Raw genomic sequence first — 22,084 nt, 5'->3', positions numbered from 1 at the left:
GCCTGTGTTTAGTGAAGATTATTTGATTAAATTTTTAAACTCTCAAAATTATGATATAAGATTAAATAAAAATGGTCGTTGGATTGATCAAAAATGTACACCTGATGTTGTATGTGCAGTTGCAGATTGTGTGATAAATTTTATTGATGGAAAAGAGGATGGTTTCGAATTTTCAGCTTCTGATATTAGAAAATCAGATTATGCAAATGAGTATGTAATTGATACGTTTAATAAACCTGAAATTAGTAATGAAAAGTCTAAACATGAATATGATAAATTTTTTGCACAACCTTTGGAAATGTTAGCTAATGCAAATATTTTACATAAAAGTAAAAACAAGAATTTGAATGTTTATAGTGTCAATGATGTTGATATTTTAGAATATATTGCTGCTAAAGAAAAATTTTCAACTAATTTTATTGTTGAATATTGTAGAAAAGTTTTGAAAGATAGTGAGATTTGGAATTCATTTTCGAAATTTTTCAAAAATCAAACTCAAGAATCATATTCTTTATTGAAAGATAAATATGGAACATTTATTATAAAAAATACACCAATTAATGGACGTATTGAAATTGGAAGAATTTTTACTAAAATTTTGAATCCTTTAGCTTATAAATTTAAAAAATTAGGAACTAGTAGAGGTAGAATTTCTAAAAATGTTATTACCTATTCTGAATTAATGTATAATAAAGTTAATTTTCGTGATTCTACTAGCTCTAAACCTAAAGATATGACTCGTAGTGATTGGGAGAAAAGAGTACAAAATACTAAAAATTCTAGTCTCAAATATGAATCAGCAAAAGCTAAGAGAATCGTACGAAGGTTTAATGATAAGTATAATAGGGGTGTTTCAGAGATGCATGATTTATTCAGTGCTGGTGGAGCTACACAAATGCATCATATTTTTCCACAACATAAATATCCAGAGATTTCTGCATTTTATGAAAATATTATTGCTTTGACACCGACGCAACATTTTAATAAGGCTCATCCTAACAATAGAACTAGTGAAATAGATTTATTTTATCAAGAACTTTTACTTAAGGCGAAAGCTGATACTATTCAAAACAGTATTACGGATAAACATATTAATACTATATATAGTTTTGATAATTTTGTTAAAGTTTTAAATGTTGGTTTTAATAAAGATTATAAAGAAATTGGTAATAATTTTGCAACAGCGATGAGTATAATTTTAGATTATTACATATAAAAAATACTATGTTAGTGTTATATATTTAATAACTATAACGGTGGTTATGGATGACTGTCATTATATAATTTTAAATATAGATATGGTATTCTCTAAAAAATCTTGTTTAAAAATAGAGAATGTTTTAGCATCCAAAATAGTACTTTTAGAAGTAATTTACTAAGTCCTTGATATAGTTTTTTAATTATGTTCACAATAAAAAGCACGCACCCACGTGCTTTTTCTTGTATTTACCCCCTCCTCTGCTAGAATTAACCTAACAAGTTATAAAGGAAGTGTGTGTATGATGTGTATGAAAAGATTTTTAAGGGTTGGTCTTTATAGTTCGGGGCTGCTTACTTTTGCCCTTTTAACAGGGTGCGGGCGTTCAACTGTTGGGCTTAATAAAACTAGTTCAAGTAGTGAAATTCAGTCGTCCAGTCAAATATCTTCTGAGCCGTTTACTGAATCAACTAAGGAGGTATCATCTAGCCAGTCTACAGCTAGGACAGAAGATAAGGACTTGTGGAATGAGGGCAAGGCTCAAGACTTACGGGACTTTATGGTAACTTGGGGGCAGGAGATGAATCAGACCTACCAGGAATATGGGCCTGGTAATGATGTTGACCTCTATGGTCTCAAGCTGCCTGATGATGTCATAAGTAGTGATAGTACTTGGAAGGCAGCACTCAATAACGAACCTCTAAATCTTAAGTGGTCTACAGATGGTCATGCGGGTGATAGCTACGCCCTTGTTGCTGTCTATTCTGATGCGGCTACCATGCCTTATCTGAAAAAGCATGTCTACTTCTTTACCGTGGAGGAGGGAGTGCCTAAGGTTTTTGTGACCATGCAAAACCAGGGGAATGAGGACAACTATCTCAATCTTTCGGAGACTGAAAATGAGGCTTTGAAGGCTTATTTTACTAGGCTTGTGACTGCTTCCTAGGACGGGTGGCTCCCTTATGTTAGGGCTTTCTTATTTGACTTATAATCTATAAGAGTATAAGATTTAGTTGTTAAGAAGATTTATTCTTATGAAAATATATCTGTGTTTTCATAGGAATCTTTCTTGTTTCTTAGCGACTAGTGTGTAATGACCGTGTAACTGTATACTTATGTTAGGTAAATGGGAAGGAGAAGTTATGTACAAGGAAATAAAAGGTAAGGAAGCTACTTACTATGTGATGAACCCAGACCCTGTTTTTGGGGCGGCGGCTGTTCTTGTTGAGCGTTCTGGTAAGGGGCTTTTGGTCGATACTCAGTTTTCAAAGCATGATGCAGAAAAAATTGTGGCTGTGGCTCGCGACCGCGGGATTGATATTGAGACCATCTACATCTCATACAGTGATCCAGATTATTATTTTGGTACTTCTGAGATTAAGAAGGCCTATCCTCAGGCTCGTGTTCTTGCGACTGCCGCAAACATTGAGCGGATTGAGGATTCTTACAAGAATAAGCTTGCTGTCTGGGCTGACACCTTGGGTAAGGGGGCACCAGATGAGATTATTATTCCAAGTGAGGTCAAGGACAAGATTAGCCTTGAAGGGCTTGATTTTGAAATCTACGGGGCAGATCCTAAGAAACAAACCCTTTATGAAAGAAAGGACAAGCTTCTTTTAGGCGGGATTTTAGTTGCTGTGGGTAGTCATTTGTGGATGGCTGATACCAAGACCATTGACAGCCAAAAGGCTTGGATTAAGGACTTGGATGGCTTGTTGTCCCTTGAACCTGAGATTGTTATTCCTGGTCACTTTAAGTCAGGTGCTGACTTTACTAAGGCCAATATCAAGGCCACTCGCGACTACATTGAAAAATTCATCAAGGTGGAGGAAGAAAGTCATACCAGCCAAGAGATTATTGATAAAATGAAGGCCATCTATCCAAGTCTGCCTGAAGGAAGTCTTGACATGAGTGCCAAGGTTGTGACTGGCGAGATGAAGTGGGACTAAGAATTCTAAGGGGGACTTTACATGCTAAAGAGCTTTAAGGATTTACTGGGGAAGACTGCTGAAGTCAGATTTGATGACACACATATCGCCTTCAAGCTAGAATATTTGACTGAGGATTCCATGCGTTTTACAGCCCTTGATCAAGATAAGGGCAATACTGAGCTGGTCAAGATTTATCCAGCAGATATCAGTGAGGGCATTATTGCGGTCAACTGGATTGAAAAGGCAGGAGCCAGTGTATCCCACACCATCAACCTCAAAGAGGGACGGGTCTGGTCCTTTGTCAACTGGCCAGATGACAAGTCCTACGGAGGGCGTGGTCTAGTCTACTATCACGGAAGTTTCAAGCTTACAAGTGAGCTTTAGGCTTAAAGGAGAAAATAAGATGACACACGATAAGTTAATTGTTAAGCAGGAAAAACCAACAGATAGCGAGCTTTTCTATCTCAAGGTGCGTGGTTCAGACGCTGAGGCGACCTACTCAAAAGAGGACAAGAGGATGATTGTTCTTGAGGGTTCAAGAAGGACACCTAAGCCTACCAGTGCAAGCTTTAGCAAGTATGAGCTTCTTGATGAGCTGATTGAGGTTGGTGTCATTGATAAGCCTGGCCTTGTCTTCTTAAAGGATTATACCTTTAAGTCACCAAGTGAGGCAGCAGAGATTATTGCTGGAAGCCCCTATGATGGGCCAAGAGAGTGGAAGGACAAGGATGGTCAAAGCCTTGAAGAAAGCCAAGCTAGTAAATAATCGCTACATATAATTACAGCCAAGTTTTCCTTGGCTTTTTTTGATTCCCAAAAATATTTTGTGAAATATCAGTCTAAAGTCTGATGGATTAATTATTGCCTTATGATAAGATAAGACCGTAGCCAAGTGCTAGTACTTATACTCCTAAATAGCAAAAAAGCCGAGAAATCTTCTCGGTTTTTTTGTTTGTTTTGTCTTAGTTGGATTTATCTATCTGACTGACTTTCTTAGCCTCTAATTAGAGCCTTCAAGCTTTAGAAGCTCCATACTTTCATGGTAGGCGGTCTCAATCCGGCTTCTTTTTTCCTCAGAAACACTTAGAGCATACTTACCACCAGGAAGGTAGTCCTCAGCTAGAAGAACCTGATAGTCATAGGCCTGATAACCTTCAAAATACCTGCCAGGAATGGGCTCCCTTGATACCCAGGTCGGGTGAGCCTTGATGCTTACTATCTGAGTCTTGTCGCCTTTTTTCTCAAGGTCAAGATCCATGATAACTCCCCGTTCTGTCCAGTAATTTTCAAGGGTTTCATAACGCTGATTGGACAGAAGATTTCCCATGGAGTAGATGATGAATTTTTTGTCGCCATCCTTATCAATGGTTTCAGTTGGCTCCATTACGTGGGGGTGGCCACCAAAAATAATATCTGCCCCCCAATCAATCATCTGATGGTAGAGCTGAACCTGCTCATCTGTTGGACTAAGACGATATTCTTCCCCCATTTGGGGCATGATAATTACGACATCAGACATACCCTTGGCTTTTTTGATGTCAGCCTGGATTTTTTCAGGATTCAAATCCTTGAGGTACTTGTTATAGTCCTCAGAACTTAAGGATTGTTCAATGCCATTAAAGCCATAGCTGTAGGCTAAAAGGGCGATTTTGATACCATTTACATCTTTTACAAGAATCTGGTCTTCATCAGGGCTCACTCCTATATAGTCCATGCCGGCATTTTTAATGGCGTGTGCCGTATAGCTCAGACCAGACAAGCCCGTATCAAGGATATGGTTGTGTGCCAGGTCTAGGACGTCAAAGCCAGCACTTTTGATGCTTGTAAGGACTTCCTCAGGAGCATTAAAGATGGAATAGCCTGCAAGCTCCCTCTGGGGATTGATAGTCCCTTCAAAGTCTCCGAGGGCCAAATCAGCTGATGAAATGAGAGGTTTAACCAGGTCATAGTCATTGTCAAAGTCGTACCTATTCCCGTCCCAGGCACTTCCATAGACGATGTTGTGATAGAGCATGTCACCACTTGCTGTAATCTTAGCCCTTTTGACAGAATTAGCCGTCTTTTTCTCCTTTTGATTAGAGCTTGTAGTCTTTTTAGCATCCTCAGACTCCTTTTGGCTGGCTTCTGACCTTTTAAGGCCTGGGCTAAGAAAGAAGATGAGGGGGAGGACTAGGGCTGTTGCCACAAGGGCTAATTTAATTGTCTTTTCCAGGGAGAAATACTGCTTGTTTTCCTTATTTTCCACCATATCCTTCCTTTCTAAATTTTGGTCTCATTTGCTTGTGAAAAAAGATCCCCAGTAACTAATTTTTCAAGGATGTAGGCCTGATCTAGCTGATCATGGATGTTTGAGATGACCAGTAAAATATTTATGGTATCCTGCCTGTTTGAAAAGTCAAAATACCTATCTTCTTTAAAGTTGGGACTTGGTCGGTAGATTTTTTGGACCTGTTTTAGATCTCCTGCAAGCTCTTTAATTAATTCTTTATTTAGCTTACTTGTGCCGAGAGCTCCTGTCTCCTTTAAGACAAGGACAGGGTTTTCTGGATTTAAAAGTAGGTTTATCAGAGCTTGGTCATAAAGCTTACTTTGACTTATCTCTCTTAGGTGGTCAAAAAGGTCTGCCCCAAGACTTGAGACTAGGCCGTAGTAGTTGTAGAGGAGGTAGTCTTTTGTCAACCTCTCTTCAACCCTTTGATTGATTATGTGGGTGTTTAGGGCCTCTTTAAGTTTTTCGAGGCGAAGCTTACTGTTCCTTCTTTCCCTTTTTAGCTCTGGGCCTGAAATCCTTCCGTCTACCCTTAAAAGGTAGCCTTCAAGGGCCAGGATTTCATTAATCCTATCCAAGCGGTCTTCAAGATAGCTTGCTTCCTTGAGGGCATAAAGGCCAGGGTAGTTGGCCTGCTCAATTAGTTTAAGGACAGGATAGGGGGATTTACTATAGTCGCAAATGTCAATAATGGCCTCTTCCAGTCTCCTTTGTCTATTACTGGTAAGTCTTCTTTCTTGGCCTGAGTAACTGGTAAAATTACCCTCTTCCATGAGCCTTAAAATACTCACAGAAGGAAGGTCTTCAAGCAAAATACGAGCTAGTGCTTGGATTGTTCTTCTATTAATATTATTCATGTCCTAATTCTAGCATTATCTTAGAAAAAGAGCATAAATAAACCTACTTAACTTTTAAATATACAAGATGATTTTAAGAGGGCCTTAAAAAAATTCAATCAACCTTGCTTTTGCCCCTAATTTTTAGTAAAATTATCAGGTAACAGAAAAAATCATCCACCCTTAGTGTAATGGATATCACGCAAGATTCCGGTTCTTGAGACAGCGGTTCGACTCCGTTAGGGTGGATAAGAAAACGAATTAGATCAAACAAGATCGTAGACATTTTTACTGGTCAAGCTTTAGGGCTAGCCCGTCACATAAATGAAGAACTTAGTTGTAGGCAGGAGGAAATACCTTGGAACTCTAGCTATAAGTCATAAGCCTTATTAAGGCCTGGATTATCCTGGCTTAAGGAAGACTTTAGCCATGCTTACAGGCTAGGTGCTTTTATTTTCTTGGGTATTTATGGACGATTTGTTTACCTTTTTGTTTGAAAATAGGTATTTGATAGGAATAGAGGATGAAATGGAATTACAGTTTTTAGGTACAGGGGCAGGAATGCCCTCAAGGCAGCGTAATGTAACAAGCATGGTCTTGAAGCTTTTAGATGAACGCAATGAAATGTGGATGTTTGACTGCGGGGAGGCCAGCCAGCACCAAATTTTAGAAACTCCCCTAAAACCACGTAAAATCAATAAAATCTTTATTACCCACATGCACGGGGATCACATCTACGGCCTACCTGGTTTTTTGTCAAGCCGTGGCTTCTTAAGTGGTGACGAGCAGGTTGACCTTGACCTTTATGGGCCAGTGGGTATTAAGGACTATGTGATGACAAGTCTTAGGCTGTCACAGACCAAGCTACCTTATCACATCAACTTCCATGAGCTGACACCCAAAGATGAGGGGAAGATATTTGAGGATGCGACCTTTGAGGTCTACATGGCACCTCTTGACCACGGGATTATTTCTTACGGCTACCGGGTGGTCGAAAAGGATAAGGTGGGTGAGTTAGACGCTAATGCCCTCCGTGAAGCTGGGGTTCCCTTTGGCCCACTTTTTGGGAAAATTAAAAAGGGTGAGGATGTCGTCCTTTCTGATGGGACAAAAATCATAGCAGCAGACTTTATCGGAGCTGACAAGCCTGGAAAGATTGTGACCATCTTGGGTGACACCAGAAGGTGTGATGCGACCATTCGCCTGGCTGTGGGTTCAGATGTTTTAGTCCATGAGGCGACTTATGAAGAGAGAGAAGCAAGGATTGCAAGGAATCATGCCCACTCAACCACCAAGCAGGCGGCAGAAATTGCGGCAGCAGCTCAGGTTAAAAAATTACTTTTGACCCATATTTCAGCCCGCTATGTAGGCCCTGAGGCCAAAAGGCTTGAAGGAGAGGCTAAAAAGTATTTTGCTAATAGCCATGTGGTCAAAGACCTTGAGGAAATAGAGATTTAAGGAATAGAATTTAAGGGAGAGGTTAGTTTAATGAAAGTCGCAACAGTAGTAATTACCGGGGCATCTGGTGGGCTTGCAAGTGCACTTGTAGACCAAATCAAGGCCTCAAATATTATTCTTTTGTCTCGTAATATCAAGCCCCTCTTAGAGTCTTATCAGGGTAGGTCTGATATTCACTTATACGAATGTGATATTACAGATGACAAGGAAGTAAGCCTTGTCTCTAGCCAAATAAGTAGGGACTTTGGTCCAGTCGATCTTTTGATTAATAATGCAGGCTACGGGGACTTTAAGGATTTTATGTCTTATTCTCCTGCTGAGATTAGAGCCATGTTTGAGGTCAATGTCTTGGCCCTTATGAATGTTACCAGTAAGTTTTTACCCGGGATGAAGCAGCAAAAATCAGGGCAAATCATAAATATTGCCTCAATGGCTGGTAAGATGGCGACAGCCAACTCGACCATTTACTCGGCGACAAAATTTGCGGTCATAGGCTTTTCAAATGCCCTAAGGCTTGAGCTTAAGGATTCAAATATCATTGTTACAACAGTTAATCCTGGGCCCATTAATACTAAGTTTTTTGAAAGGGCAAATGAGGGAGGAGACTACCTGAAAAAGGTGGGCTTCATTGTTCTTGACCCCAATAAGGTGGCTCAAAAGATTGTTAAAAATATTGGTAAAAATAAAAGGGAGATTAATCTTCCTAAAATCATGGCTCTTGGAGCTTACGCCTACAACCTTTTTCCAAGGTTTGGTGATTTTTTGGCCGGAGGCCTTTTTAACCTTAAATAATCGATATCTATAAGGAGGAGATTTTTATGATAGAAGCTAGTAAGGACTGGATTCTTGATGACAAGCCCTATGATGCAGGCTTTGAGCAAGTAATCAAGGATAGCAAGCTTAATGCCCTGAGCGGTCAAATTCTTTGGAATAGGGGAATTGATGACCAAGAAAAGGTGGCTGATTTTTTAAATCCAAGTCTTGATGGCCTTCACGATCCCTTTTTACTTAATGATATGAGGCCAGCTGTTGAGCGGATTTTGGCAGCCATTGAGGCAGGTGAAAATATTTTAATCTACGGGGATTATGACGCTGACGGGATGACTGCGGCCTCTGTTCTTAAAACAGCCCTTGATGAGCTTGGGGCTGAGTCCCTTGTCTACCTGCCCAACCGCTTTACCGACGGCTACGGGCCCAACCGTGACGTCTACCAGTACTATATTGATAATGAGGCCATAAGTCTTATTATCACAGTTGATAACGGGGTGGCAGGCCTTGAAGCTATCGATTATGCCCAGGAGCGTGGGGTTGATGTTATTGTGACCGACCACCATGCCATGCCAGAAGTTTTGCCTAGTGCCTATGCCATTATCCATCCAGAGCACAAGGGAGCTTGTTATCCCTTTAGGCACCTAGCAGGAGTGGGGGTGGCCTTTAAGCTAGCCTGTGCCCTTCTTGAATATATTCCAACGGAGATGCTTGATCTTGTTGCTATTGGAACCATTGCTGACATGGTCAGCCTGACTGGTGAAAATAGGATTTTAGTCAAGTACGGCCTTCAGATTTTGGCTCAAACAGAACGCTTTGGCCTCCTTGAGTTGATGAATCTCTCAGGGGTAGACCTAGCTGATGTCAATGAAGACACGGTAGGTTTTCAGCTGGCCCCAAGGCTTAATGCCCTGGGTCGTTTGGATGATCCAAATCCTGCCATCGAGCTTTTAATCGGCTGGGACGATGAGTTGATCAGCCAAATTGCTAAAGAAATCGACGACAAGAATACTGAACGTAAGGCCTTGGTAGAAAGAATTACCAAAGAAGCCTTGGACATGATGGATGACTCGCCCGTTCAAATCCTTTATAAGGAAAATTGGCATCAGGGAGTCTTGGGTATTGTTGCTGGTCGCTTGCTTGAAAAAACAGGCAAGCCAATCATTATTTTAAATAATGAAGAAGGAATCCTTAAGGGAAGTGCCCGTAGTCCTCTAGCCTATAACATTTTTGAGGCCCTAGATCCCATGCGGGACTTATTCATTAGCTTTGGCGGTCACGCCCAGGCTGCTGGGATGACCTTCTCCCTTGACAATCTTTCAAAAATCAAGGAGGGCATGGTCGATTTTATAAGTGAAAATGATGTTGATTTAAGCCGCAAGGACATTCTTAGACTAGACGGTACTCTCAGTCTTTCAGAGATTTCCCTTGATTTGGTCAAAGCCCTTGACCTTTTTGGCCCCTACGGGATGGATAATCCTCGTCCAAGATTTTTACTGACTGACTATAGTGTTAAGGATGCAAGGTCCATGGGTCAAGATGGTAGTCATCTCAAGCTTAAGCTTGAGCAAGATAAAAAGATGGTCGATGCGGTCTTCTTTGGCCATGGCCAAGAGAAGGTTGAATTTGAGCAGGTAAATAGTGAGCTTGCCTTTACTCTATCCTTAAACAAGTGGAACGGGGTAAGTAGTGTCCAGCTGATGGTTATTGACGCAAGAGCCAAAGGTGTCCAACTTTTTGACCTCCGCTCTAAAAAAATAAAAATTCCAGCAAATGCTTATTTATTTGATGAAAAATCGGATAATAGTGGTATAATAGACAGGGTCTTACATGTACAGTCAGCACCAGATAATCCTAAGGCCTTGAGTGAGCTCATAAGTAGCCATGATTTTAAGGCCATCTACTTTGAAAATCGGATTAAAGATGAGTTTTATTTGACAGGAGCAGGCTCGCGGGGGCAGTTTGCTAGACTCTATAAAACAATTTATCAGTATCCTGAGTTTGATGTTCGCCATAAAATTCCAGCCCTTGCCTCTTACCTAAAAATCCCAAATATTCTTTTAATTAAGATGGTTAAGATTTTTGAGGAGCTTGGTTTTGTGGACATATCTGATGGTATCATGACTGTTAATAAGGAAGCAGAGAAAAAGGAAATTTCTGAAAGTAAAATCTACCAGGATTTACAGGCAAAGGTTAAGGTGCAGGAATTGTTTGCCCTAAGCCCTGTTAAGGAAATTTATAAAGAATTAAAGGAAGAAAAAAATGAATCTTAAAGATTATATAGCAAGTATCCCAAATTACCCTCAAGAAGGTATTACCTTCCGTGATATTTCACCTCTTATGGCTGATGGGAATGCTTATAGCTACGCAGTGCGTGAAATTGTACAATATGCGACTGATAAAAAAATTGATATGATTGTAGGACCTGAAGCACGTGGATTTATCGTTGGATGTCCCGTGGCTGTAGAGCTTGGAATCGGTTTTGCCCCAGTTCGTAAACCTGGTAAACTTCCTCGCGAAGTAATCAGTGCTGACTACGAAAAAGAGTACGGTGTGGATACTTTAACAATGCACAAGGATGCAATCAAGCCTGGCCAACGTGTTCTAATCGTTGATGACCTGCTTGCTACTGGTGGTACTGTTAAGGCTACAATCGAGATGATTGAATCTCTTGGTGGAATCGTTGCAGGATGTGCCTTCCTAATTGAACTTGACGACCTTAAGGGACGTGATGCAATTGGAGACTACGACTACAAGGTTCTCATGCACTATTAATAATAAGTCGCTGTAATGGCGATTTTTTTTGCTATAACATGCCCTAAAACTTATAAGGCAGTGTTTTCACTTTTGATATGGTAAGGAGGCAGGATGTCATATTTCAATAAGTACCGGGCTGGACATATCGTCCTCCCCTATGAGCTCTTAAGTAATTTTCACCAGCTGTTTGCAAATGAATTAGACTTTGCTGTCTGGCTGTTTTTCTATGAAAACGCTGAGATTGCCCCAAGCGTTATCGCAAAGGCCCTTGGTAAAAAAACCTCAGAGGTAAACTGTGCCATTAAAAATCTCCAAGAAGGAGGTTGTTTGAAGGTTGCTATCTTTGAAACTGGAGGTGTCATTGACAGCATGTTTGATGCAAGCTTTGCCTTCCAAAAACTCGACCAAATTTTGGCGGCCAGTCAAAAGGAAGAGGTCGAGCCTGAAAATCTTTCAGAAAAAATAGAGCTTTCAGCTGAAAATTCAGGAAAAAAAGCTAGTCAAGGCAAGTCTGATGACACAAGCCTTAAGGACCTCCTGCAAAATTTTGAAAGTGAGATTGGCTCAATTACCCCCTTTCAGGCAGAAGAAATAAGAAGGTGGTTGGTTGAAGATGGCTATGACGCTGGAATTATCAAGCTGGCCCTCAGGGAGGCCGTCTTAAATAGGAAGACCAGCCTGAATTATATCAGGGCCATTCTTCGAAACTGGCGAAGTGAGGGCATTAAAACAGAAGGGGACATCGGGCGAAAGCAGGAGGCAAGAGCACTTGAAGCAAGCAAGCAAAATAATCAAAAGCTGGCTCCAGGCATGCCCATTCCCATTAATCAGTGGAAAAAAGATGATTAAATCTTGAAAGGAGAGAATTCATGGCAAGACCAATCGGCAAGAGAAAATTTCGTGAAGTGATGGACATCATCGCTCAAATGTATCCCGAGGCTCACGGGGAACTCGTAGCAGATACTCCCTTTCAACTTTTAATTGCAACCATCCTATCAGCCCAGGCAACAGATAAGGGAGTTAACAAGGCGACACCAGCTCTCTTTGCTAAATACCCTGACGCCAAATCCCTTGCAGCAGCTGATGTTTCTGATGTTGAAGCCTTGATTAAAACAATTGGTCTTTACAGGACCAAGGCCAAGAATATTGTCGCTGCCTCTAAAAAATTAATAGCCGACTTTGGCGGGGAAATTCCTCTTGATAAAAAGAAGCTTGAAAGCCTGCCTGGCGTTGGAAGAAAGACTGCAAATGTCGTTTTAGGTGATGCTTTTGGTGTTCCTGGCATTGCTGTTGATACCCACGTGGAGCGGATTTCAAAGAGACTGCCCATTATCAAGCAGTCGGCTAGTGTTCTTGAAGTTGAAAAAAAACTAATGGAATTTTTACCTGAAGATGAGTGGGTCGTTGACCACCACAGGCTAATCTTCTTTGGAAGATACCACTGTACAGCAAGAAAGCCCAAGTGCTTGAATTGCCCTGTTTACCCTTATTGTGCTTACGGAAAGAAAGAATTAAATGAACAAGGATAGATTATCTTATAGATTACAAGTAGTGGGAGACTTTGTTCCCCAAGATGCCCACCTTTTGGATGTGGGAAGTGACCATGCCTACCTGCCCATTAACCTGATTAAAAGGGGTAAAATCAAGAGAGCCCTTGCAGGAGAGGTAGTAGAAGGTCCTTACGAGAGTGCCCTTAACAATGTTAAAAAAGAAGGCTTGAGTGATCAAATCGAGGTCAGACTGGCTAATGGACTTGCGGCCTTTGATTCTCAGGACGAAGTCACTGCCATAAGTATTGCTGGTATGGGGGGGAGCTTGATTGCTCAAATTCTTGAAGGCGGCAAAGAAAAGCTTTCAGGAGTTACAAAACTTGTCCTCCAGCCCAACAATAGCGAGAATAATCTTAGGGCCTGGCTTGTAGCCAATGATTTTACCATTGAACAGGAGGTAATCCTTGAAGAAAATGATAAAATCTATGAGGTTCTTGTAGCAGGTCACGGAAAATCTAGTCTAAGTCCTCAGGAAATCAAATTTGGTCCCTACTTGCTCCAGGAAAAATCGCCTATTTTCAAGAAAAAATGGTTGAAGGAACTTGACAAAAATCAAAAAATCTTAAAAAACCTTAAGGAAAATAGCAAGGACCAGGACAAGCTTAAAATAATTGAAGGTCAGATTAAGCAACTTGAGGAGCTTGTAAGATGATAGCTAGCGATTTTTTTAAGGCCTATGAGAGCTTCTGCCCTCAGGAGCTTTCCATGAAAGATGATGCCTGTGGCCTTCAAGTGGGAAGTCTTGATGGTGATCTTAAAAGGGTTCTTGTAACTTTAGATATTAGAGAAGAGACCGTCCAGGAGGCCATTGATCTTAAGGTTGACTGTATTTTAGCTAAACATGCCATAATTTTTAGACCCCTGACAAGCCTTAATGCTAAAAATCTTCAAGAAAAAATGATTTTAGATCTTGTCAGGGCTGGAATTTCTGTCTATGTAAGCCATACTAATATTGACATTGTGGATGGTGGTTTAAATGACTATTTTTGTGAGCTTTTAGGCATTAAAAATACTACTTATTTGGCTGAAACCTCAGAAAATCATGGTATTGGTCGGATTGGTGATATTGAGGCAGAAAGTCTTAGCTCCTTCATCGAAAGAGCTAAAAAAGCCTTTGACCTTGAGACTATCCGCCTGGTTTCTTATAAAAGAGACCCATCAACAAGGATAAGAAGGGTTGCTATCTGTGGAGGTAGTGGGGGTAGCTTTTATAAGGATGCCCTTAAAAAGGGAGCAGACCTTTACATTACAGGCGACGTCTACTATCATACAGGCCAAGACATGCTGAGTCAGGGGCTTTTGGCCCTAGATCCAGGTCACTACATTGAAAAAGCCTTTATTCCCTTAGTAGCCAAGAAGCTAAGTGAGCTTACAAGAGGGGTTGAGATTTTTGAAAGTAAGGTCTTGACCAATCCTTTTATTGACCTTTAAAAAAATACAAAATCTGACAAAAGTTTCAGGTATTTATAGAATTTTTTTGCTAAAATAGGTAAGTGAATTATAAGTGTTTTTGAGATTTTTAGGCCTTGTGCCTAAAGTATAAATATAGAAAAGGGAGCCATCAAATATGAAATATGAAAAGTTATTAGACCGTTTTATCTCTTATGTAAAAGTTCATACTCGCTCAGATGAGACTAGTCAAACAACCCCAAGCACTAAAAGCCAGGTCGAATTTGCCCAGGTCCTTTTAGAAGAAATGAAGGAGGTTGGTCTAAAGGATGTTCATTATTTGGAAAGTAATGGTTACGTTGTAGGGACCCTCCCAGCAAACACGGACAAGAAAAGCCGAAAGATTGGCTTTATCGCCCACATGGATACAGCTGACTTCAATGCAGAAGATGTTAAGCCTCAGATTATTGAAGACTATGACTTGAGCGTGATTGACCTTGGTGATAGCGGCTTTAAACTTGATCCAAAGGAGTTTCCAAACCTAAATAATTATGAGGGTCAAACGCTGATTACAACTGATGGAACTACTCTTTTAGGGGCTGACGATAAGAGTGGGATTGCTGAGATTATGACAGCAATTGACTATTTGGTTAAGCATCCTGAGGTAAAACACGGGGAGATTCGCGTTGGTTTTGGTCCAGATGAAGAGATTGGGATTGGGGCTAATAAATTTGATGTGGCTGATTTTGATGTTGATTTTGCATATACCATTGACGGGGGACCTCTTGGAGAACTCCAATATGAAACCTTCAATGCTGCAGGAGCAAAGGTTCACTTCCAAGGTAAAAATGTCCACCCAGGAACTGCCAAAAATCAAATGGTTAATGCCCTTCAGCTGGCCATTGACTTTCACAATGCCCTACCAAAAGGAGCTCGTCCTGAACTTACAGAAGGGCGTGAAGGTTTCTTCCACCTAGCAGATATGTCTGGTGCACCCGAGGAAGCAACTAGCGTCTACATCATCCGTGATCACGACCGTAAAACTTTTGAAAATATGAAGCAAGAGATGCTTGATCTGGCTGAGAAGATGAATGAAGTCTATGAGACACCTCGTGTTTCTGTTGAGCTAAGTGACCAGTACTACAATATGGCTGAAATCATTGAACAAGATATGTCAATTATTGAGCTGGCTCAAAGGGCCATGGAAAATCTTGGAATTAAGCCTTTGATTGAAGCAGTCCGCGGCGGAACTGATGGCAGTAAAATCTCCTTCATGGGAATTCCAACACCAAATATCTTTGCTGGTGGGGAAAACATGCATGGGCGTTTTGAATTTGTTAGTCTTGAAACCATGGAGCAAGCAGTTGCGACCATCGTTGAGATTGCAAAATTAAATGCTGAATAATTAAAGTTTATAATAACCTGAGGATAAACTTTGTGTTATTATAAACTTAATTATAAGTTTAGGAGATTTTATTTATTAATGATAAAAATTTTTGGAAAATTAAGGTACCACTGGCAACCTGAACTAAGCCTTTTAATTATCTACTGGAGCCTGGCCTTTATCCCAGTCTTTTTGAGTATGGCCCTCCTCTATGAGGATACGACAAGTGCTGAGCCTTCCCTCTTATTTTTCCTGGCCTTTTTGATTTTGATTGTAGCAGGCCTTCATAGGTATTTTGAGATTGTGGATGGTAAGGATGAGCTCTTGATTTTTTCAAGCATTCCTGGTCTGCCTAAGAGGATTAGGATTACGAGCATTTCAAAGATTGCAGTCTCTAAGCACCGGATAAAAATATATTGTGGTCGTTGGCCCAGCGGGCGAGTTTTCTACATGAGAAAGTGGACCAAAAAATATTTTTTAGATGCCTTGGTTTCTAATCCATTTTTTAAGGGTGAAGCTTACTTAATTGGGGATGCTCGGGATTATTTTACGGCTTATAAGGATGAAGAGGCAAGAATTGCCAAAAAAAAAGGCCCTAAGGCCTAATGATTGCATGAGTTGGGCATTCTTTGATGGCTGCTTTAGCCTCGCTTTCTTCAGACCCTTTTTGCAGGTCAATAAGGTCTGCCTCGCTTTCATAAAATTTAACAATGCCATTATCATGGTAGTCAAAAATGGTAGGAGCTAGGCTGTGGCAGAGGCCACAAGCTATGCACTTATCGGGTAGTATTTTAATTTTCATAATATAAGAATAGTAATAGTAATGATGTAAAAAGTCAAATCAAAGAGAGGATGGGCATAATGGCTGACAACAAAGAACCATGGAACAAAAAAGTGTATCAAAATGACAAGGAAGAAAGGGGACAAAGAGGAGGAAAGGGAGCAAAAACTGGCTCAAAGAAAACAGCAAGTACTAGATTCCTTACCTTCTTGGTAATTGGTCTCTTTATGATTATTGGGATAATCATTGCAACTCTTTTATGGAGTAATCAGGTAACTGATAACTCAAAAATTTCAAATTCCTTCTATACCAGTGACTCAAGTGAATTGGTCGCAAGCTCACAACAGGCACCATCAACGACAGTTGAGTCAAGTCAAGCTCCTGCAGAAGAGCCTCAAGCTTCAAGCACAGCTGAAAGTCAAGCCACACCAAGCTCAGCCCAACCAGCAGAATCGACTGATACTGAGGTGACCTCAAGCTCAAGTGAAGTCGCAAGTGGCAATACAACAGAGGTTGTAGCTGGTGAAGGGATTAACCAGATTGCAGCCCGTACAGGTGTACCAGCAAGTCAAATTGCTGCTGCAAACGGGATGACAGTGGATAGTTGGTTTGCCTACCCAGGTCAAGTAATCAAGCTTAAATAGGAGTAACAAGTAACAATGAGAGATATACGAATTGCCATTGATGGCCCTGCCTCAAGTGGTAAAAGCACTGTCGCAAAGATTATTGGCCGCAAGCTTGGTCTGATTTACCTAGATACAGGAGCCATGTACAGGGCTGCCACCTATCTAGCCTTAAATAATCAGACAGAAGATGTCGATCAAATCATCCGCCTGCTAGAAGAAAATCCCATAAGTTTTGGAAGTGATGGCTCTGACCAGCAGCTGGTTTATTTGGGTGAGGTCGATGTGACTGATGCCATCAGGCAAAAAGATGTTACAGCATCTGTCTCAAAAATTGCGGCCATGCCAGAAATTCGCAAGTACCTGGTTGAAGCCCAAAGGTTTATTGCCAGCCACGGAGGGATTGTCATGGATGGTCGTGACATTGGGACCGTTGTTCTACCTGATTCTGAGCTTAAAATCTTTTTGGTGGCAAGTGTTGATGAAAGGGCAGAGCGTCGTCACAAGCAAAACCTTGAGATGGGGATTCCATCAGACCTTGAAAGCTTGAAAATTGAGATATCTGAGCGTGACTACAAGGATAGTACCAGAAAAACTTCACCACTTGTTCAAGCAGAAGATGCCATCTACCTGGATACAACGGGTATGTCAATTGACGATGTGGTAAACTTTATCGAAGTTAAGGCTCGCAAGCTTACAGCTTAAAAGCAAATAAAAACCAAGGATGTTTATCCCTGGTTTTTTATTTTTATCAATATTTTATAAAAGAATTTTTTCAAGAGTTCGAGCTACACCGTCCTCATTATTGGTCCACTCCGTCTGATTTCTAGCGTATTCTAAGAGGAGGGGATTGGCATTCTTCATGGCATAGCTATCTCCTGCCAGCTTGAACATTTCAACATCATTTTGCTCATCACCAAAGGCCATAAGGTCTTTTTTATCTGTATTATAGACCTCAAGAAGGTGCTTAAGACCACTTGCCTTGCTAATTCCCTTGGGAACAATCTCAAGGATGGAATTGGGTCCACCCCAGGCAGCCACGCTGATTTGGTTGTCATAAAAATCATTGATTTCACGGGCTACCTCCTCCTTGTCCTCAGCTGTTGTTTGTAAAAGAAGGGCATTGGGATTGTTGGTAAGCTTGCTTATTTCTAGCTTGTGGTAGGGATAGAATTTTTCAATCCCAAAAAGTTCAGGTGTTACTGCTTCAAAGCTGTTGACAAAGAATTTTTTACGGTATTCAGTCGCTAAAAAATCCAGCTGGAAGCTCTTTTGATTTTCAAGGATGCTGTGGACGATACCTTTTTCAATCTGGCTTTCCTTCTTGTACTTCCAGTTTTTATCATTAGGTTTGATGGTCATTGATCCATTGAAGTTAATCATGGGAGTTGTAAGTTCAAGCTCCCTATAGATATCGATTGCCATCCTGTAGGGGCGTCCCGTAGCAATAACGATGTCATGTCCTGCATCTTGGACTCTTTTAAAAACATCCTTGGTATAGTCGCTAATGGTATTATCAGATTTTAAGGTGGTACCATCTAAGTCGATGGCGATTAATTTTTTATTCATGCCTAACTCCTATTATATTATTAATTTTTATCGGTAATTATACCATATTAGCTGGTATTTATAAATATCAACTGGTAAAAGGCGAACAATACTCAAAAAAATATAGGTTAATTTTAAGAAATATCTTGAAATTTATAAAAAATAACGTAAAATGAATATTATAGTTTATAAATGTTTATTTTTAAGGAGACCTATGTTAGAAAAATTTTTCAAGCTAAAAGAAAATGGTACCACTGTTGGTACTGAAGTTATGGCTGGGATGACAACCTTCTTTGCCATGAGTTATATCCTCTTTGTTAACCCTAGCGTTCTAGGGCAAACAGGCATGCCGACCCAGGCAGTATTCTTAGCAACAATTATTGCAAGTGTCATTGGGACCTTAATCATGGGTCTTTATGCCAACCTACCTTACGCTCAAGCACCAGGAATGGGACTTAATGCCTTCTTTACCTTTACCGTTGTTTCAGCCCTAGGCTACAGCTGGCAACAAGCCCTAGCCATGGTTTTCATCTGTGGACTGGTAAATATTATAATCACAGTAACCCGTATCCGTAAGGCCATCATGAAAGCTATCCCAATCAGCCTCCAACATGCCATTGGTGGTGGTATCGGAATCTTCATTGCCTATGTTGGGATTAAAAATGCAGGCCTTCTGCAATTTTTAAGTGACCCAGGTACCTATACAGTTCTTGGTAAAGGAGCTGACGAGGGTAAGGCAAGTATTATCTCAAACAGCGGAATTGTGCCTGAACTTGTTAAATTCAATAATCCAGCGGTTCTTCTAGCTCTAGCTGGTATTGTTATCACCATGTTCTTTGTCCTAAAAAATATCAAGGGAGGAGTTCTTCTTTCAATCCTTGTAACGACAGTTCTTGCTATTGTAACAGGAGTTGTTAAAGTTGATCTATCAACCCTGCTTAAGGAAAACAACATTGGTGTAGCCTTTAAGGAACTTGGTACAACCTTTGGTGCAGCCTTTGGGCATGAGGGAATGGGTTCACTTTTCTCTGACAGCTCAAAAATTCCTCAGGTCTTGATGACAATTCTTGCTTTCAGTCTATCTGATACCTTTGATACCCTTGGAACCTTTATTGGTACAGGACGCAAAACTGGTATCTTCTCTGAAGAGGATGAAAAAGCCCTTGAAGAAGGAAGTGGTGTTTCATCTAAGATGGACCGTGCCCTTATCTCTGATGCTGTAGCAACATCAATTGGTGCAGTATTTGGTACTTCAAATACAACTACCTACGTGGAATCAGCAGCTGGTATTGGTGCTGGTGGACGTACAGGTCTTACAGCTGTAGTTGTTGCCATCTTATTCATGGTATCAAGCCTTTTCTCACCAATCCTTGCCATTGTACCTACCCAAGCAACAGCACCTGTTTTAATCATTGTTGGGATGATGATGCTCTCAAGCTTTACTGACATTGACTGGACAGACCTTGATGAGGCCATTCCTGCCTTCTTCACAAGTGTTTTCATGGGTCTAGCCTACAGCATCTCATACGGGATTGCAGCAGGATTCATCATGTTCACCCTTATTAAAATTATCCGTGGTAAATTCTCTGAAATCCATCCAATTGTTTGGATTGTTGTAGCACTATTCATTGCTAACTTCGGAATTCTTGCCATCATGTAGGAAACAAAAAAACTATCACTAGGTGATAGTTTTTTTGCTTTGCTTTTTTAGGGGACTTGGAAATTAAAGAATACCTGGGGCATGATTCCAAAAGAAAAAGGCAGGATTACTGCCTTAATTGGTTGTAGCGATCGTACCAAATTTTAATGTATTCTTCAGAGAAGGGACCACGCTCATTTTTTATCCAATCAACTAAAATCTTGACATTTTCCTTAAGAACATAGTCAATTTGAGGGGAATACCCCATTTGTTTTTTATGGCGTTCATACTCCTCAACATCAAGGAGACGCTTTTCGCCATCAGGAAATACCTTTATATCTAAGTCGTAGTCAATATACTTTAGGGCTTCATCATCCAGAGTATAGGGACTGGCTAGATTGCAGTAGTAGGAAACACCATTGTCACGAATCATGGCGATGATATTAAACCAATATTTCTTGTGAAAGTAGACGATAGCAGGCTCACGGGTAACCCATCGTCTTTCATCAGCCTCAGTAACAAGGGTATGATCGTTAACTCCGATTATAGAATTTTCATTTGTTTTTAGCACCATCGTATCACGCCAAGTACGATGCAAGCTTCCGTCATGTTTATAGCTTTGAATCGTAATAAAGTCGCCCTCTCGTAGAGCTTTCATAGTAATACCAACTTTCTAAAATTCAAAGATCTCGCTTTACATTATACCATACCGTTATAAAATTGTCTGTACCAATTATGAAAAAACTTGGGGAGCAAATAGGGTATAATAGACCTAAGAAATAAAGGCAGGTGCTAGTAAAATGGACTTAAAAAAGGAAATAATCAGATTGGCTAATGATTTAAACATTCAAAAAATTGGCTTTGCAAGGGCTGATAACTTTGAAACGATGAGGGCAAGTCTTGAGGAGCAAAAGGCCAAGGGGCATACATCTGGTTTTGAACACAAAAATTTAGATGAAAGACTAAATCCAGATTTGACCCTAAAGGGAGCGAGAACCATTATCTCAGTTGCCTTGGCCTATCCCAACAAGCTCCTTGAAAAACCTGAAAAGACCAACTACCGTAGGGGTTCTTTTGCCAGAGCCAGTTGGGGCATTGACTACCACACAATCATGCAGGGCAAGCTTGACCTACTTATTACGGGCATAAAGGACTTGATAAGTGGCCTTGACTACAAGGCCTTCGTGGATACAGGTCCCTTAATAGATGTCGCTGTGGCTGCTCGGGCAGGCCTTGGTTTTATTGGAAAAAATGGGCTTTTAGTCACCCGTGAATATGGCAGCTATGTTTATTTGGGCGAAATTATAACAGATCTTGAGTTAGCTCCAGATAGTCCGGTGGATTATGGTTGCGGGGACTGCACCCGCTGCCTGGACTTTTGTCCAACCAAGGCTCTTTTGGGTGATGGCCGGATGAATGCCCAAAGGTGCCTGTCCTTTCAGACTCAAAATAAGGGGATTTTGCTTGAAGAATACAGGGAGAAGATGAAGACAGTTATCTATGGCTGTGATATCTGCCAGATGGTTTGTCCCTACAATAAGGGGATAGATTCTCACTTCCATCCTCAGATGGAAGGAAATCCAGAACTCGTTCAACCAGAACTTTTACCCTTTTTGGATTTGACCAACAAGGAATTTAAGGAAAAATTCGGCACACTTGCCGGTAGCTGGCGAGGTAGGAATGTTCTTCAAAGAAATGCCATCTACGCCCTAGCTAATGCAAGAGATAAATCAAGCATTCCTAAGCTTTTAGAAATTATTGAAAAAAGTCAAAATGAAATTTTTGTAGCCTCAGCCTTCTGGAGCCTGGGTAAGCTTGTTAAGGAGCCCAATCAGGAGATGGTAAACCTTGTTTCTAAAAGGAAGTTGACCAATGAGGCCAGTGCGAGCGAACGTGAAAAACTCCTTGAAATATGGTATAGTTAGGTAGATAAGCTAAGGAGTAAAAGGTAAA

The 22,084-nt window shown here is 40.7% G+C and carries 24 protein-coding genes and 1 tRNA gene; 20 read left to right on the top strand and 5 right to left on the bottom strand.

All coding sequences use genetic code 11. The annotated features are described in order from the left end of the window. Positions 1–4 precede the first annotated feature (4 nt). The 5 genes from OZX68_04940 (at position 5) to OZX68_04920 (ending at position 3,895) form a co-directional block, all read left to right on the top strand. Positions 5–1,216, top strand: a complete 1,212-nt coding sequence (locus OZX68_04940) for a restriction endonuclease (GenBank protein WEV60275.1) — start codon at positions 5–7, stop codon at positions 1,214–1,216. Between the two features lie 283 nt (positions 1,217–1,499). Further along, positions 1,500–2,144, top strand: coding sequence for a DUF4767 domain-containing protein (locus OZX68_04935; protein WEV60274.1), 645 nt, complete (start codon positions 1,500–1,502; stop codon positions 2,142–2,144). A gap of 196 nt (positions 2,145–2,340) precedes the next feature. Beyond that, entirely contained in the window at positions 2,341–3,147 is an 807-nt protein-coding gene (locus OZX68_04930; GenBank protein WEV60273.1) for an MBL fold hydrolase, read from the top strand. A gap of 21 nt (positions 3,148–3,168) precedes the next feature. Continuing rightward, positions 3,169–3,513: a hypothetical protein gene (locus tag OZX68_04925; GenBank protein ID WEV60272.1), complete on the top strand. Its 345-nt coding sequence runs from the start codon at positions 3,169–3,171 to the stop codon at positions 3,511–3,513. 19 nt (positions 3,514–3,532) lie between these two features. Continuing rightward, positions 3,533–3,895: a DUF4357 domain-containing protein gene (locus OZX68_04920; protein WEV60271.1), complete on the top strand. Its 363-nt coding sequence runs from the start codon at positions 3,533–3,535 to the stop codon at positions 3,893–3,895. Positions 3,896–4,129: 234 nt separating this feature from the next. Here the strand turns inward: OZX68_04920 and OZX68_04915 are convergent, their stop codons facing one another. Together OZX68_04915 and OZX68_04910 are read right to left on the bottom strand one after the other, a co-directional pair. Beyond that, positions 4,130–5,377, bottom strand: a complete 1,248-nt coding sequence (locus OZX68_04915; protein ID WEV60270.1) for a CapA family protein — start codon at positions 5,375–5,377, stop codon at positions 4,130–4,132. An 11-nt stretch (positions 5,378–5,388) separates the two neighbouring features. After that, positions 5,389–6,255: a hypothetical protein gene (locus OZX68_04910; GenBank protein WEV60269.1), complete on the bottom strand. Its 867-nt coding sequence runs from the start codon at positions 6,253–6,255 to the stop codon at positions 5,389–5,391. 156 nt (positions 6,256–6,411) lie between these two features. Between OZX68_04910 and OZX68_04905 the strand changes: the two genes are divergently transcribed. The 11 genes from OZX68_04905 (at position 6,412) to OZX68_04855 (ending at position 16,146) form a co-directional block, all read left to right on the top strand. Then, positions 6,412–6,483 (top strand) — tRNA-Arg (locus OZX68_04905). 279 nt (positions 6,484–6,762) lie between these two features. After that, complete coding sequence (gene rnz, locus OZX68_04900) at positions 6,763–7,692, top strand: ribonuclease Z (GenBank protein WEV60268.1); 930 nt, start codon at positions 6,763–6,765, stop codon at positions 7,690–7,692. Between the two features lie 30 nt (positions 7,693–7,722). Continuing rightward, on the top strand, positions 7,723–8,484 hold the full coding sequence (locus OZX68_04895) for an SDR family oxidoreductase (GenBank protein WEV60267.1): 762 nt from the start codon (positions 7,723–7,725) through the stop codon (positions 8,482–8,484). A 26-nt stretch (positions 8,485–8,510) separates the two neighbouring features. Next, entirely contained in the window at positions 8,511–10,733 is a 2,223-nt protein-coding gene (gene recJ / locus OZX68_04890) for a single-stranded-DNA-specific exonuclease RecJ (protein WEV60266.1), read from the top strand. Continuing rightward, positions 10,723–11,235, top strand: coding sequence for an adenine phosphoribosyltransferase (locus tag OZX68_04885; protein ID WEV60265.1), 513 nt, complete (start codon positions 10,723–10,725; stop codon positions 11,233–11,235). Before recJ ends, OZX68_04885 begins: the two co-directional genes overlap by 11 nt. A gap of 93 nt (positions 11,236–11,328) precedes the next feature. Continuing rightward, on the top strand, positions 11,329–12,066 hold the full coding sequence (locus OZX68_04880) for a DnaD domain protein (GenBank protein ID WEV60264.1): 738 nt from the start codon (positions 11,329–11,331) through the stop codon (positions 12,064–12,066). Positions 12,067–12,086: 20 nt separating this feature from the next. After that, a complete protein-coding gene (gene nth, locus OZX68_04875; GenBank protein WEV60263.1) occupies positions 12,087–12,746 on the top strand; it encodes an endonuclease III in 660 nt (219 codons plus the stop codon). Next, positions 12,733–13,419: a tRNA (adenine(22)-N(1))-methyltransferase TrmK gene (locus OZX68_04870; protein ID WEV60262.1), complete on the top strand. Its 687-nt coding sequence runs from the start codon at positions 12,733–12,735 to the stop codon at positions 13,417–13,419. The genes nth and OZX68_04870 overlap by 14 nt, the downstream gene beginning before the upstream one ends. Next, positions 13,416–14,198: a Nif3-like dinuclear metal center hexameric protein gene (locus OZX68_04865; protein WEV60261.1), complete on the top strand. Its 783-nt coding sequence runs from the start codon at positions 13,416–13,418 to the stop codon at positions 14,196–14,198. The genes OZX68_04870 and OZX68_04865 overlap by 4 nt, the downstream gene beginning before the upstream one ends. A gap of 136 nt (positions 14,199–14,334) precedes the next feature. Continuing rightward, complete coding sequence (pepT, locus tag OZX68_04860; GenBank protein WEV60260.1) at positions 14,335–15,561, top strand: peptidase T; 1,227 nt, start codon at positions 14,335–14,337, stop codon at positions 15,559–15,561. Between the two features lie 78 nt (positions 15,562–15,639). Then, complete coding sequence (locus OZX68_04855; GenBank protein ID WEV60259.1) at positions 15,640–16,146, top strand: EbsA protein; 507 nt, start codon at positions 15,640–15,642, stop codon at positions 16,144–16,146. Here the strand turns inward: OZX68_04855 and OZX68_04850 are convergent. After that, positions 16,136–16,342: a ferredoxin gene (locus OZX68_04850; GenBank protein WEV60258.1), complete on the bottom strand. Its 207-nt coding sequence runs from the start codon at positions 16,340–16,342 to the stop codon at positions 16,136–16,138. The genes OZX68_04855 and OZX68_04850 overlap by 11 nt on opposite strands. 59 nt (positions 16,343–16,401) lie before the next feature. Between OZX68_04850 and OZX68_04845 the strand changes: the two genes are divergently transcribed. Next, entirely contained in the window at positions 16,402–16,965 is a 564-nt protein-coding gene (locus tag OZX68_04845; protein ID WEV60257.1) for a LysM peptidoglycan-binding domain-containing protein, read from the top strand. A 15-nt stretch (positions 16,966–16,980) separates the two neighbouring features. Beyond that, complete coding sequence (gene cmk, locus OZX68_04840) at positions 16,981–17,649, top strand: (d)CMP kinase (GenBank protein ID WEV60256.1); 669 nt, start codon at positions 16,981–16,983, stop codon at positions 17,647–17,649. Positions 17,650–17,703: 54 nt separating this feature from the next. Here cmk and OZX68_04835 read toward each other — a convergent pair whose 3' ends face one another. Next, positions 17,704–18,513, bottom strand: a complete 810-nt coding sequence (locus OZX68_04835; GenBank protein WEV60255.1) for a Cof-type HAD-IIB family hydrolase — start codon at positions 18,511–18,513, stop codon at positions 17,704–17,706. 193 nt (positions 18,514–18,706) lie between these two features. Here OZX68_04835 and OZX68_04830 point away from each other — a divergent pair, with 193 nt between their 5' ends. Next, the gene (locus OZX68_04830) at positions 18,707–20,152 is read left to right on the top strand and encodes an NCS2 family permease (protein WEV60254.1); all 1,446 of its coding nucleotides are present in this window, start codon (positions 18,707–18,709) and stop codon (positions 20,150–20,152) included. A 106-nt stretch (positions 20,153–20,258) separates the two neighbouring features. On the opposite strand, the gene OZX68_04825 is transcribed toward OZX68_04830, so the two are convergent. Next, positions 20,259–20,789, bottom strand: a complete 531-nt coding sequence (locus tag OZX68_04825; GenBank protein WEV60253.1) for a DUF402 domain-containing protein — start codon at positions 20,787–20,789, stop codon at positions 20,259–20,261. 142 nt (positions 20,790–20,931) lie between these two features. On the opposite strand from OZX68_04825, the gene queG reads away from it, so the two are divergent. Continuing rightward, entirely contained in the window at positions 20,932–22,056 is a 1,125-nt protein-coding gene (gene queG / locus OZX68_04820; GenBank protein ID WEV60252.1) for a tRNA epoxyqueuosine(34) reductase QueG, read from the top strand. Positions 22,057–22,084 lie beyond the last annotated feature (28 nt).

The sequence above is a fragment of the Streptococcaceae bacterium ESL0729 genome (assembly GCA_029391995.1).
Taxonomy (GTDB): Bacteria; Bacillota; Bacilli; order Lactobacillales; family Streptococcaceae; genus Floricoccus.
The sequence above is the reverse complement of the archived record's forward strand: the minus strand, read 5'-3'. Positions and strand labels throughout refer to the sequence as shown.

Coding starts and splice junctions, on each gene's coding strand:
- OZX68_04935 (WEV60274.1), top strand. CDS start 1,500: ATGATGTGTATGAAAAGATTTTTAAGGGTTGGTCTTTATAGTTCGGGG.
- OZX68_04930 (WEV60273.1), top strand. CDS start 2,341: ATGTACAAGGAAATAAAAGGTAAGGAAGCTACTTACTATGTGATGAAC.
- OZX68_04925 (WEV60272.1), top strand. CDS start 3,169: ATGCTAAAGAGCTTTAAGGATTTACTGGGGAAGACTGCTGAAGTCAGA.
- OZX68_04920 (WEV60271.1), top strand. CDS start 3,533: ATGACACACGATAAGTTAATTGTTAAGCAGGAAAAACCAACAGATAGC.
- OZX68_04915 (WEV60270.1), bottom strand. CDS start 5,377: ATGGTGGAAAATAAGGAAAACAAGCAGTATTTCTCCCTGGAAAAGACA.
- OZX68_04910 (WEV60269.1), bottom strand. CDS start 6,255: ATGAATAATATTAATAGAAGAACAATCCAAGCACTAGCTCGTATTTTG.
- rnz (WEV60268.1), top strand. CDS start 6,763: ATGGAATTACAGTTTTTAGGTACAGGGGCAGGAATGCCCTCAAGGCAG.
- OZX68_04895 (WEV60267.1), top strand. CDS start 7,723: ATGAAAGTCGCAACAGTAGTAATTACCGGGGCATCTGGTGGGCTTGCA.
- recJ (WEV60266.1), top strand. CDS start 8,511: ATGATAGAAGCTAGTAAGGACTGGATTCTTGATGACAAGCCCTATGAT.
- OZX68_04885 (WEV60265.1), top strand. CDS start 10,723: ATGAATCTTAAAGATTATATAGCAAGTATCCCAAATTACCCTCAAGAA.
- OZX68_04880 (WEV60264.1), top strand. CDS start 11,329: ATGTCATATTTCAATAAGTACCGGGCTGGACATATCGTCCTCCCCTAT.
- nth (WEV60263.1), top strand. CDS start 12,087: ATGGCAAGACCAATCGGCAAGAGAAAATTTCGTGAAGTGATGGACATC.
- OZX68_04870 (WEV60262.1), top strand. CDS start 12,733: ATGAACAAGGATAGATTATCTTATAGATTACAAGTAGTGGGAGACTTT.
- OZX68_04865 (WEV60261.1), top strand. CDS start 13,416: ATGATAGCTAGCGATTTTTTTAAGGCCTATGAGAGCTTCTGCCCTCAG.
- pepT (WEV60260.1), top strand. CDS start 14,335: ATGAAATATGAAAAGTTATTAGACCGTTTTATCTCTTATGTAAAAGTT.
- OZX68_04855 (WEV60259.1), top strand. CDS start 15,640: ATGATAAAAATTTTTGGAAAATTAAGGTACCACTGGCAACCTGAACTA.
- OZX68_04850 (WEV60258.1), bottom strand. CDS start 16,342: ATGAAAATTAAAATACTACCCGATAAGTGCATAGCTTGTGGCCTCTGC.
- OZX68_04845 (WEV60257.1), top strand. CDS start 16,402: ATGGCTGACAACAAAGAACCATGGAACAAAAAAGTGTATCAAAATGAC.
- cmk (WEV60256.1), top strand. CDS start 16,981: ATGAGAGATATACGAATTGCCATTGATGGCCCTGCCTCAAGTGGTAAA.
- OZX68_04835 (WEV60255.1), bottom strand. CDS start 18,513: ATGAATAAAAAATTAATCGCCATCGACTTAGATGGTACCACCTTAAAA.
- OZX68_04830 (WEV60254.1), top strand. CDS start 18,707: ATGTTAGAAAAATTTTTCAAGCTAAAAGAAAATGGTACCACTGTTGGT.
- OZX68_04825 (WEV60253.1), bottom strand. CDS start 20,789: ATGAAAGCTCTACGAGAGGGCGACTTTATTACGATTCAAAGCTATAAA.
- queG (WEV60252.1), top strand. CDS start 20,932: ATGGACTTAAAAAAGGAAATAATCAGATTGGCTAATGATTTAAACATT.